This window comes from Enterococcus canis NBRC 100695 (assembly GCF_001544375.1).
Lineage (GTDB): Bacteria > Bacillota > Bacilli > Lactobacillales > Enterococcaceae > Enterococcus_H > Enterococcus_H canis.
Genome location: NZ_BCQJ01000001.1, coordinates 229098 through 241001, shown reverse-complemented (window position 1 = coordinate 241001; position 11904 = coordinate 229098). Strand labels below are relative to the sequence as shown.

The following is an 11904-nucleotide window of genomic DNA, read 5'->3' as shown; positions in this document are numbered from 1 at the left end:
CATGCGACCATGAAAAAAGGATTTTTATTCCTGACTTTTATTGTGGCGCTCATGTGTTCAGCCTGTGGTGCGACCCAGGCTGAACAGCATGAGAAGGCCACCCCTTTATCACCAGAAACTACTTTACCTGCGGATGGTGTGATCTCAAAAGAACAAATGGGAACCATTGTAGGAAAAGATCAAGCATTTCGCTTTGTAGGGGAAAGTGACGGCATTCGTTATACGTGGACCTATCAAGGAAAGCAGATTCAGAATCCAGTCGAACAAAAGCTTAAGCTAACCTTTGACCAACAGGAGCAAGAGCTGAAAGCTGTTAAAAAGGCGGCAAACAATGCACAAGAAGCATTAGGCTTTTCAATCGCAAAAATGGAATTAGCCGGAACACCTACTTTGGAATTCCAAATTCCTAAGAAGTGGTCTGCCGATACAGCGGTACTGGTTAGAAAAGTAGATGGTGAACTAAAGGAAGTAAAAGGTGCTGAGGTTGCCATTAAAGTGGGGCAACAGACAACTTTAAACTTTCGCGTATTGGAGTCTGGCGTGACGTATTATCTTGTCGGCGGGAATGCAAAGGTAACGAAGAGTCAAAAAACGCAAAAGACCACCGCTAGTGAAGCGCCAACCACCGTTAATAGCAGCGAAACGACAGCTTCAACTACTGACTCATCAGAAAATGCAGCACAGCCAGAAGCTGAATCACCTATAGAAGAGCAAATGAATGGACAAGCGGTGACAGAGGATAGCCAACCAACCATTTCCAGTGAGGCACCAGAAACCACACAACCCAGTCAAACAGAACCTGCTGAAAAAACGGTGACGCTGTCTATTTCTGCTAAGACGATCTTAAATAATTGGGATGATCTTAAAAAAGAGAAACAACCTTTCGTGCCAAAAAATGGTTGGATTTTAGCGCCAACTAAGCTATCGTTTAAAGAGGGCGAGTCAGTTTATGATATTTTAGTTCGAGCAACTCGTGAAGCTGGTATCCAAATGGAATCCAGCTGGACACCGATGTATGATGCCTATTATGTCGAGGGCATCAATCAGCTTTATGAATTTGATTGCGGCGGCTTATCAGGTTGGATGTACCAAGTGAATGGTTGGTTTCCTAATTATGGTTGTTCGAAGTACACTGATCTGCACGATGGCGATACGATAAAATGGGAATATACTTGTGATCTAGGTCATGACTTAGGCGCCGGCTATTAACCTAATGAAGGGAGGACAGAATGCTTAAGCATTCAAACAGATGAAGAAAAAAGATGCGTTTGGACAAACTCATCCACTAGTTTCGTTTCTTTACTATGTACTTGTGATTGGTATTAGTATGTTTTGTCTGCACCCGGCAATTCTGCTCCTTTCACTGGTTAGCGGCATGCTGTACGCTGTCCGACTAAAAGGGTTCAAAGCCGTGATGAAGATGAATTTAAAATTTTTATTACCAGGTATGTTAGTGGTTGCGGTGGTCAATCCAGCTTTCAACCATTATGGCGTGACGCCGCTATTGTATTTAAATAATGGCAATACGGTTACTTTAGAGGCAATCGTCTATGGTCTGGCTTTAGCACTGGTCTTGGCAATTTCCTTAACCTGGTTCACTACTTATAATGTAATTATGACCAGTGACAAGTTCATTTATCTCTTTGGGCGATTGATTCCTGCTAGTTCACTGATTCTCTCAATGGTGTTTCGGTTTATTCCCAAATTTAGTCAACAGCTGCAGGTGGTACGGAATGGTCAGAAGAGTATTGGCCGTGATGCATCTAATGGGAATTTGTGGCAAAAATTGAAGCATGCGTTGACGACTTTTTCGATTATGATTACTTGGTCATTAGAGAATGCGATTGATACTGCAGATTCTATGAAGGCTCGCGGCTATGGCTTAAAAGGGCGGACTGCTTTTTCCTTATATCGTTTAGATCGACGGGATAAAGGACTACTTTGTTGGCTAACGCTAACGAGCCTGCTCTTTTTCTGGAGCTGGTGGTCTGGCAGTCTTTATGTGAGCTATAACCCACAAATTATTATTAGCGGCTGGCCATTAACCTTTAGTAGTTTTAGTGGTATTTTCGCTTTTCTACTGTTGGCGAATCTACCTTTGTTTTTAGGACTATTAGAGGACTATCAATGGCGCAAGCTTACCAAGACAGTCACTAATCAGACCAATTTACCATACTATTTTACAACCGGGGGCTTTTCTCATGAAACTAGTGAACATCGAAAATTTTAGCTTTTTCTATCCTGGAATGAATACCCCGGCCTTATCCAATATTTCTCTGAGCCTTGAAAAGGGCAGCTTTAATGTATTATTTGGTAAAAGTGGTAGTGGCAAGACAACCTTGCTGCGGCAATTGAAACCAGCTCTAGCACCACATGGGCAAATGGAAGGTACACTAGCCTTTAAAGGTCAGCCACTGGCAGAAGTGGACGAGCGAACACAGGCTGCCGCGATTGGGTTTGTTTTACAAAATCCCGATAATCAAATTGTAACGGATAAAGTCTGGCACGAACTAGCTTTTGGCTTAGAGAGTCTCGGCTATGACACGCCAACAATTCGTTTACGAGTGGCAGAGATGGCCTCTTATTTTGGTATTCAGCATTGGTTTGAAAAAGATGTCCAGGAGCTTTCGGGCGGTCAAAAACAACTATTGAATTTAGCGAGCATTATGGCCCTCCATCCAGAGTTGCTGATTCTTGACGAACCGACTTCACAGCTTGATCCAATAGCTGCCAGTGATTTTCTAGCAACGATTGAAAAAATTAATCGAGATATTGGGACCACCATCCTCATGACAGAGCATCGCCTTGAAGACGTGATTCCCATGGCGGACCAATTGCTTTTGGTTGATCACGGTCAACTAGTTGCAGACGGCAGTCCCCGTGAAGTCGGTGAGGTCCTAAAGCAAAAGAATCATGACTTATTTATTGCGATGCCAGCGCCAATGCGGATTGCGAAAGACAGTCCTGCGCTACCATTGACGGTTCGTGAAGGACGTTCCTGGCTAGATGCCCAAGAATTGCAGCCGCAACCAGCAACACCTCAAACGGGGCGATTCATTAAGGAACCGATTATTGACTTACGCGATGTGTGGTTTCGCTACGAGCGTGAAGGGGAGGATGTTATCAAGGACCTCTCTCTTCAAGTGAATAAAGGCGAGTTTTTCGCATTAGTAGGTGGTAATGGAACCGGGAAAAGTACCGCCCTTTCTCTTATCAGTCGCATCCGCAAGCCTTATCGCGGCAAAATTCGTTTGGCGGGGAAATCGCTTGATAAATATAGTGACCAATTGCTTTATCACCAATTTTTAGGTGTATTACCTCAAAATCCGCAAAGCCTTTTTGTGAAAAAGACGGTTTTAGAGGATCTTTATGAGGTCATTGACGGTCCCAAAAATAAGAAAACCAGCGCTTATCCACTGAATATGCCTAAAGCAACTGCTATTGAAGGCATCTTAGAGCTAACCCAACTTTCGGCCTATCTTGAGCGCCATCCCTACGATTTGAGTGGTGGCGAACAACAACGATTGGCTTTGGCTAAAATTCTTTTGATGCGGCCGCAAATCCTACTACTAGATGAACCAACAAAAGGTTTGGATGATTTCTATAAACAGACTTTAGGCCAAATTTTGCTGGATTTGAAACAGCAGGGGGTTACTATTTTGATGGTTTCTCATGATGTGGAATTTGTGGCAAATTTTGCGGATACCTGTGGCTTATTTTTTAATGGCAATGTAGTAACTACCAAAGGAGCAAAGGATTTCTTTGCTGGTAACAGTTTTTATACCACAGCAGCCAACCGGATGGCCAGAGGGTATTTCCCTAGCGCAGTAACGGTGGAGGAGGTAACGCAATGTCTACAGGATCAAAAAAATTCTTAGATCAATTCTACCAGGACCAAGTAGATCCCCAGTTGTCACAAAAAAAGTTAGCGCTAAAGCCTAGCGTTGAGGTACCAATTTGGCATGAGCCAGCTAGAAAAAAAGCCATCAGCAAAAGAACGAAAGCGGCCTTGGTGATTCTACTGTTGTTAGTACCTATTGTCATTTATTTTGGTATTCGAATTGGCGATCGCCAGTATCTAGTGATTAGTTTGATTCTACTATTTCTTTCGATGTTGCCGTTTTTCATGATTTTTGAAGATCGCAAGCCGCAAGCACGAGAGCTGATTGTGATTGCCGTATTAGTTGCTTTAGCGGTGGCAGGTCGGGGTGCCTTCTTCATGTTACCTCAGTTTAAACCAGTCGCAGCGATCGTCATTATTAGTGCGATATCTTTTGGACCAGAGACCGGTTTTCTAGTGGGGTGCCTGACTGCGCTAGTTTCTAACATGTTTTTTAGCCAAGGGCCGTGGACTCCATGGCAAATGTTTGCTTTTGGTATGATCGGTTTTATCGCCGGACTTTTCTATCGCTTTGGTTGGCTAAAAACAACGCGCATCTCCTTGTGTACCTTTGGGTTTTTTAGTATTTTTCTGATTTATGGTTTAATTATGAACCCAGCGTCATTACTAATGTTTACAACAAACCTTACCAAGGAATCGTTGTTAGCTGTTTTCATTTCCGGCGCACCGATGGATCTGGTTCATGCTATCTCTACTGTGGTTTTCTTAGCCGTTTTAGCTAAACCATTTTTGGAAAAATTGGCGAGAATCAAAAAGAAATACGGTCTAATTGAAGAATAAAGTCTGAACACAATGGACCCCAAAAGCCCGCATCAGTTGCCATTTTCATGGCAGTAATTGATGCGGGCTTTTTGACGTTTAATAATAAACAGACAAATGCTGCGGTAATACAGCTAGCTGTAAAGGAAGTTCGTCGCCTGGATCGCCATCTACATTTGCGGTCAAACTCTGGTCGGCAGTAATGGTACCAGCTTTAAAAGCGATATAGCCTAGATTTTGATTTTCTTCTGTTACACCCTTTACTAAACCAGGAGCAGCTTTCAGTGTATCAAATAAGCTTTCATCCTTAAGGTAAATCAAATGGAGTAAGCCATCATCCACCTCAGCCTCGGGTAATAGACCCTCAAAGCCACCGATTGAATTTGTCAGCCCAACCAGAAGAGTGCTAGACGTTATCTGCTGCTTTTTATCATCTAGAAGCAGTTCAAACTGATAATAGTCGTTGTTTAGTACACCTTTAGCACCATTCACGAAGTAGGCCAATTTGCCTAGCTTAGTTTTTTCAGAAGTAGCGGTTTCGTTGACGGCAGCTGGAATCGTGCCCAGAGCTACGACGTTAATGAAATAGTGGTCGTTGATTTTGCCGATATCAATCTTCTTAGTCCGAAGCGTCAGTTGTTCAATGGCTTCATTGGGATCTAGGGGGATATCTAACGCGCGAGCTAAGTCATTGACCGTTCCTAAAGGGAAAAAGCCAAATTTAGGACGAAATTCTTTTTCAGCTAAACCAGAGATGGCTTCATTGACGGTGCCATCGCCACCCATTGCAAAGACACTATCGACTTTCGCAGCTGCGGCTTCAGCAGCAAACTTCTTGGCATCGCCAGCACCTTCTGTTTCACGGATTTGTACAGTATCGAATAATGAACGAAGACGATTCTCGATTTTTTCACGGTATTCTTGAGCTTCTTCACCACCAGAGCTGGGATTGATAATCAGTAAACATTCCATTTGTTTCACTCCTCCTATAAATAAATGTAACGCTTATCCGAAAGCGTTCATCTTTTATCGCACTTTTTTTCAGTATACCATTTGGTACAAAAATTCTAGCGGCAGACACTATTTGATCAAATATAGTCAAAGAACCTGCTTAAATTAATTAAAAAAGTCGATTTCACTAAAAGATTGATTGAAACTTCACAAAATAACTGTTATAGTCAGAGCGATAAAAGTTTAGGGGGATAAAAATGAAAAAAGTTTTCTCAAAGATTGCTGTTGCAGCAACGATTTTATTGACGGTGGCTGGTTGTGGAAATGGTGGGACTACTGCAAGTTCTTCACAAAGTAGTTCACAAGCTAGCACTTCGACTAGTGAAGTAACCTCTGGTGCTTCTCAACAAGAATACACAGATCCAAGTGAATTAAAGGATAGCTATGATATCGTCATCGTTGGTTCAGGCGGAGCCGGAATGGCTGCAGCGATCCAAGCAAAAGAGTCTGGAATGAATCCGGTTATCTTCGAAAAAATGCCTGTTGCTGGTGGGAATACTGTCAAAGCCTCAGCCGGGATGAATGCTTCTGAAACGAAATTCCAAAAGGAACAAGGCATTGAAGATAGCAACGATTTATTCTATGAAGAAACCTTAAAAGGTGGCGGCGGTACGAATGATAAAGAATTGCTGCGCTACTTTGTTGATCACTCAGCATCGGCCATTGATTGGTTAGATTCAATGGGTATCCGCCTGAACAATTTAACAACTACTGGCGGCATGAGCGTTAAACGGACTCACCGTCCAGAAGATGGCTCGGCTGTTGGTGAATATTTAGTTGATGGTCTAGTACGCAATGTCCATGAACGGGAAATTCCTTTATTCGTAAATGCGGACGTGACTAAGATTAATGAAAAAGACGGTCAAGTCAATGGTGTTAAGGTAACGATTCAGGGGGAACAACCAAAAGATATTACAGCGAAAGCAGTTGTGGTAGCCACTGGTGGTTTTGGTGCTAATATGGATATGGTGGAAAAATATAAACCTGAATTAAAAGGTTATGTTTCTACCAACCAAGCTGGTAGTACTGGTGACGGTATCAAAATGATTCAAGAGCTTGGTGGAGCGACCGTTGATTTGGATCAAATCCAAATTCATCCAACTGTTCAACAAGATAAAGCCTTTTTGATTACTGAAGCAGTTCGTGGTGAAGGCGCGATCTTGGTTTCTCAAGAGGGAAATCGTTTCTTTAATGAAATGGAAACTCGCGATAAAGTGTCCCAAGCAATCATTGACCTACCAGAAAAATCAGCTTACTTGATTTTTGATGCAGGTGTCAGAGAACGGGTCAAAGCTATTGATTTCTATGACGAACAAGGTTTTGTTAAAACTGGTGACAGTATTGAAGCATTAGCAAAAGAAATCGATGTAGCCCCAACAACGTTAAAAACAACCGTTGAAAAATGGAACAAAGCTGTAGCTGATAAAGATGACAGCGAGTTTGGCAGAACGACGGCGATGGATCACGACTTATCAAAAGGTCCTTTCTATGCTATTAAAATTGCACCAGGTATCCACCATACAATGGGTGGTGTTAAAATCAATACCAATACGCAAGTCTTAAAAGAAGACGGTAAAACAATTCCAGGTCTATACGCGGCTGGTGAAGTAACTGGCGGTTTGCATGGTCAAAACCGCATCGGTGGGAACGCTGTTGCCGATATTATTATTTTTGGACGTCAAGCTGGTGAACAATCGGCGGCTTTCGCAAAAGAATAGTTCCTTAACGAAAAGGTTCGAAACGTGATTGTTTCGAACCTTTTTTATAGATACAGTAACGATATAGAGAAGTCTTCAACTAAAAATTAAAAAAAGGTAATAGAACTAGCGTACACCTTTTTCTTCTGCTATGCTGATTAAGATATGATTGAAAGGAGAAAAAAATGAACGAAAGAAGAGAAAGTGTTTTTTCGCGATTTATCAAAGGGGTTATTATTGCCCTTGGTTTCATTTTGCCTGGTGTTTCAGGCGGTGTGTTAGCAGCAATTTTAGGAATATACGAGCGTATGCTCCATTTTATGGCTCATTTGAGCAAAAATTTTAAAGAGAATTTTCTCTTTTTCCTACCGGTTGGAATCGGCGGAATCGTGGGGATTGGGCTACTGTCTAAGCCGTTAGAATGGCTCCTTCAGCATTACCAGATTATGGTTCTTTGGGGCTTTGCCGGGGCCATTATTGGTACCTTACCAGCTCTTTTTAAAGAGTCAACCCTGCATAAAAAACGTGATACTATTGATTATAGCTGGTTAATTGGCACGTTTGTAGTTGGTTTCTTATTCTTAGTTTTTATGGACCGGATTTTTGGTACGGTTCCAGCCAACTTCTTAGGATTTATATTAGCGGGTGCGCTAATTGCGTTAGGTGTGCTGGTTCCCGGTTTGAGTCCTTCCAATCTACTCTTAGTGTTAGGCTTGTTTGATCCGATGCTAAAAGGCTTTAAGAGCTTTGATATTGTCGGTGTGTTTTTACCTATCGCTATTGGGGGAATCATTGCCATGCTCCTTTTCTCCAAGGGAATGGAATATTTGTTGGCCCATTACCATTTGCGAGTGTACCACTTTATTATCGGGATTGTCCTAGCTTCCACCATTTTGATTGTTATCCCACCGGTGGCAGACTATGCAGGCTTTACATTTATGACTGGCGTTATTAGCTTGATCCTGTTTTTAGTTGGTTTAGCACTAGGCTTATGGATGAGTAAATTAGAAGAAAAGTATAAATAAAAAAATCGTCGAATTCTGAGATTTAGCAGAGTTTGACGATTTTTCTATTTACCTTCTCTTGGTTTTTCATTACAATAACGGCTGAGGGGGAGAAAACATGAAGTTATGGAAAAAAGTAACAGTTGGAGTCGTGGCTGCATTGACGGTGGCTTTAGTAGGGGCGGGCTTGTATTTTTATCAGTATGCTGTCGTTCCTGCACCAAAAGATTTTTTGTCTGAAGCTGATGCCTCGACCAAAGAAAACGATCCATTCTATGAAGCAAAGCAATGGTTCGCTGATCCGAATAATCGCACGGAATGGTCATTGAAGGCAGACGACGGGTTGCAACTTTCTGCTATTTATCTCCCACATAATACGCGTAAAACCGCTATTTTAGCCCACGGATATATGAGTGAAGCGGAAACGATGGGCGCCTTTGCCAAGTTGTTTTATGATCTTGGCTATAATGTGTTAGTACCAGATGCCCGTGGTCATGGTAAGAGTGAAGGGGACTATATTGGTTTTGGCTGGCCTGAGCGTAAAGACTACCAGGGCTGGATATCAGAAGTCTTGCAGAAAAACGGCGCGGATCAGGAGATTGTTTTATTTGGAATCAGCATGGGCGGCGCAACGGTTATGATGACCAGTGGTGAAGAACTACCCAGCAATGTCAAAGCAATCGTGGAAGACTGTGGCTATGCGTCGGCAACAGCCGAGTTAAGTTACCAATTGGATCAATTGTTTGGATTACCAGCTTTTCCCCTAGTTCCAGTGACTAGTGCTGTTACCAAAGTTAGAGCAGGCTACTTTTTCGGTGAAGCAGATGCTGTGGCACAACTGCAAAAGAATAAAACGCCGATGCTCTTTATCCATGGCGATGAAGATGATTTTGTTCCCTTTGAGATGTTGGATGAGGTCTATAACGCCACCACTGCACCAAAAGAAAAACTAGTCATCAAAGGAGCGGGGCATGCAGAAGCGTATAGCACCAATCCTGAGCTGTATCGCAAGACGATTACTGATTTCTTGCAGCAATATGTAAAAGAATAAGCGAATTTTGACAGACTTTTAGTAAACCTCTATCATAAAAGTAGGAGGAAAACTATGAAAAAAGTCTGTCATTTTTTTACCAGCGATCGATTGCTGTTGGTTTCATTACTTCTGGCGCTTGTCAGCTGTTTGGTGGGACAGTTTCAATTAGCTTATATAGATGATACTGTCATTTTAACGTTATTTGCCTTAATGCTCACGATTCAAGGACTAGAAGAGACCGTTTTTCTCCGGTGGTTAGCGCAGAAAATCATCCAACTATCACCTACGACTCGTCATGTCGTTTTTTCTATGACCTTATTGAGCTTTTTTAGCGCCATGATTCTGACAAATGATGTGGCAATTCTAACGCTTTTACCCTTATATTTAAAAGTCATTCAGTATTTAGCGACATTTAAAGGACGGGTGACAGGAGCTGTTTTAATCGTGATTGCAGCGAACTTAGGAAGTAGTGTCTTGCCATTTGGAAATCCGCAAAACCTCTTTCTATTCAGTCATTATCAATTATCCTTTGGAAAATTTTTAAGTTGGTTATTGCCAGTGGCGGTAGTCAGTTTGGTTCTCTTAGGATTAAATGCTTTTGTGGTGGAGAAAAGGCCAGTGAGTGAGACGACGAAATTAGCGCGTCCCGCCAAAAAGCAGACAGCTTTTTATATGGGCGTGATGTTGATTCTTATTTTGGCAGTGCTCCATATCTTGCCTTATTATGTCACAATGCTTATTGGAATCAGCGCGATTGTTCTATCGGCTCCTAAGTTGTTGAAGCGTGTCGATTATCAGTTGCTACTGACGTTTGTTTGCTTCTTTTTAGTTGTTGGAAACTTACAGGAGTGGCAGGTGATCAGCGCGTTATTTCATCAGCTGCTTAAAAGCCAGGTGGCCGTTTTCTTTGGGGGTGTTATTAGCAGTCAGGTAATTTCTAATGTGCCCGCGGCTATTTTACTAGCACCATTCACCAGTCAGGCGCAAGCACTGACTCTGGGTGTGAATATTGGTGGTTTAGGAACACTGTTAGCATCATTAGCGAATTTAATTGGCTATAAACTGGTGCGCAATTTGGCGCCTGATTTAAGAAAGTCTTTTTTTAAACAATTTACTCTGTACAATTTGCTGTATTTAGCTATTTTGATTTTAGTGGGAATAGGGATTATATATTAAAAAGGCTGGCTCCAACTGGAACCAGCCTTTTCCCTTAGAAGACCTAGGAATTATAAGTTAGCGAATTTTTCTAAAAGACGAATCATTTGGCAAGTGAAACCATATTCATTGTCATACCAAGAAACAGTCTTCACTAATTGAACGTCCCCAGCAGAAGTGATTTCTGTTTGAGTAGGATCGAATACTGAACCGAAAGTAGAACCAATTACGTCTGAAGAAACGATTTCACGGTCATCATAACCAAATGAAGGATTGTCAATCGTGTGTTTTTTGATTGCTTCATTGACTTGGTCAGCTGTTACTTCTTTGTCTAAGATAGTAACTAATTCAGTTAAAGAACCATCAACAACGGGTACCCGTTGTGCATGTCCTTGCAATTTGCCAACCAATTCTGGAATTACTAAACCGATTGCTTTGGCTGCACCAGTAGAGTGAGGGATAATGTTGTCAGCTGCTGAACGAGCTGCGCGCAAGTTACCACCGCGTACTGGACCATCTAATAACATTTGAGTTGAAGTGTAAGCATGGACAGTAGTCATTGTCCCAACTTTGATGCCGAATTCTTCATTTAAGAAGTACGCCATTGGTGCTAAACAGTTTGTCGTACATGAACCAGCAGAGATGATTTTATCATCTGGAGTCAAGGTATCATCGTTTACGTTGAAGACGATTGTTTTCATTTGACCAGCTGGAGCTGAAATTACGACACGTTTTACGCCTGCATCCAAGTGAGCTTGTGCTTTTTCTTCAGAAGTATAGAAACCTGTACATTCAAGTACGATGTCAACGCCATTGTTTTCAACCCAAGGAATTTTGCTTGCATCAGGTTCTGCGTAAACAACTGTTTCTTTACCATCTACAACGATTGAGTTGTCGGTCGCTTTGACTTCACCAGGATAAGTACCGTGAGTGGAATCAAATTGTAGTAATTGTGCCAACATTGTTGGGCTAGTCAGATCGTTAATTGCTACCACTTCAATATCATCAGATACTTCACGAATGCGGCGGAATGCTAAACGTCCGATACGTCCAAAACCATTAATACCAACTTTGACTGTCATAAAAAAACTTCCTCCTTAAAACTTATTAAAGGGTTACCCCTTCATAAACAGGTTTAGATTACACTATAATGATGACCGTTTCCCAGATTTTTGTCAAAGAATTCGTCTTCTAAAAAGGAGGCCGTCTTCACAAAAGACGAAAGTTGGGAAGGACGTTTTAGGCTGTCAAAAGCCCCGGTTTTACGGTTGCAAGAAAGGTTAAACGAACTTCTAATCAAAAAACAGTAAAAATCTGTGAAAATTGGTACACTCCCTATGGAAA

At 41.9% G+C, this 11904-nt stretch carries 10 protein-coding genes; 8 read left to right on the top strand and 2 right to left on the bottom strand.

What is annotated here, in order from left to right; all coding sequences use genetic code 11:
* The first annotated feature begins 9 nt into the window (after positions 1-9).
* From ECA01S_RS01215 to ECA01S_RS01200, 4 genes are read left to right on the top strand one after another with little or no spacing between them, the layout of a single operon-like run.
* Entirely contained in the window at positions 10-1209 is a 1200-nt protein-coding gene (locus ECA01S_RS01215; RefSeq protein WP_067389857.1) for a DUF4430 domain-containing protein, read from the top strand.
* Positions 1210-1249: 40 nt separating this feature from the next.
* Positions 1250-2230: an energy-coupling factor transporter transmembrane component T gene (locus tag ECA01S_RS01210; protein ID WP_067389854.1), complete on the top strand. Its 981-nt coding sequence runs from the start codon at positions 1250-1252 to the stop codon at positions 2228-2230.
* Complete coding sequence (locus ECA01S_RS01205) at positions 2202-3878, top strand: ABC transporter ATP-binding protein (protein ID WP_067389851.1); 1677 nt, start codon at positions 2202-2204, stop codon at positions 3876-3878. Before ECA01S_RS01210 ends, ECA01S_RS01205 begins: the two co-directional genes overlap by 29 nt.
* Positions 3851-4681, top strand: coding sequence for an ECF transporter S component (locus ECA01S_RS01200; RefSeq protein WP_082703215.1), 831 nt, complete (start codon positions 3851-3853; stop codon positions 4679-4681). The genes ECA01S_RS01205 and ECA01S_RS01200 overlap by 28 nt, the downstream gene beginning before the upstream one ends.
* Positions 4682-4759: 78 nt before the next feature.
* Here the strand turns inward: ECA01S_RS01200 and ECA01S_RS01195 are convergent, their stop codons facing one another.
* Positions 4760-5632 carry a diacylglycerol/lipid kinase family protein gene (locus ECA01S_RS01195; protein ID WP_067389848.1) on the bottom strand — a complete coding sequence of 291 codons (873 nt, stop codon included), beginning with the start codon at positions 5630-5632 and terminating at the stop codon, positions 4760-4762.
* A gap of 236 nt (positions 5633-5868) precedes the next feature.
* On the opposite strand from ECA01S_RS01195, the gene ECA01S_RS01190 reads away from it, so the two are divergent.
* The 4 genes from ECA01S_RS01190 to ECA01S_RS01175 all read left to right on the top strand — a co-directional run bounded on the left by ECA01S_RS01190 (position 5869) and on the right by ECA01S_RS01175 (position 10581).
* Positions 5869-7389 carry a flavocytochrome c gene (locus ECA01S_RS01190; protein WP_067389845.1) on the top strand — a complete coding sequence of 507 codons (1521 nt, stop codon included), beginning with the start codon at positions 5869-5871 and terminating at the stop codon, positions 7387-7389.
* 164 nt (positions 7390-7553) lie between these two features.
* Entirely contained in the window at positions 7554-8393 is an 840-nt protein-coding gene (locus ECA01S_RS01185) for a DUF368 domain-containing protein (RefSeq protein ID WP_067389842.1), read from the top strand.
* Between the two features lie 97 nt (positions 8394-8490).
* The gene (locus tag ECA01S_RS01180; RefSeq protein ID WP_067389839.1) at positions 8491-9423 is read left to right on the top strand and encodes an alpha/beta hydrolase; all 933 of its coding nucleotides are present in this window, start codon (positions 8491-8493) and stop codon (positions 9421-9423) included.
* 54 nt (positions 9424-9477) lie between these two features.
* Positions 9478-10581, top strand: a complete 1104-nt coding sequence (locus tag ECA01S_RS01175) for an SLC13 family permease (protein WP_067389837.1) — start codon at positions 9478-9480, stop codon at positions 10579-10581.
* A 50-nt stretch (positions 10582-10631) separates the two neighbouring features.
* Here ECA01S_RS01175 and gap read toward each other — a convergent pair whose 3' ends face one another.
* Positions 10632-11642 (bottom strand): type I glyceraldehyde-3-phosphate dehydrogenase, encoded by a 1011-nt coding sequence (gene gap / locus ECA01S_RS01170; RefSeq protein WP_067389833.1) that lies wholly within the window; start codon positions 11640-11642, stop codon positions 10632-10634.
* Positions 11643-11904: the final 262 nt, after the last annotated feature.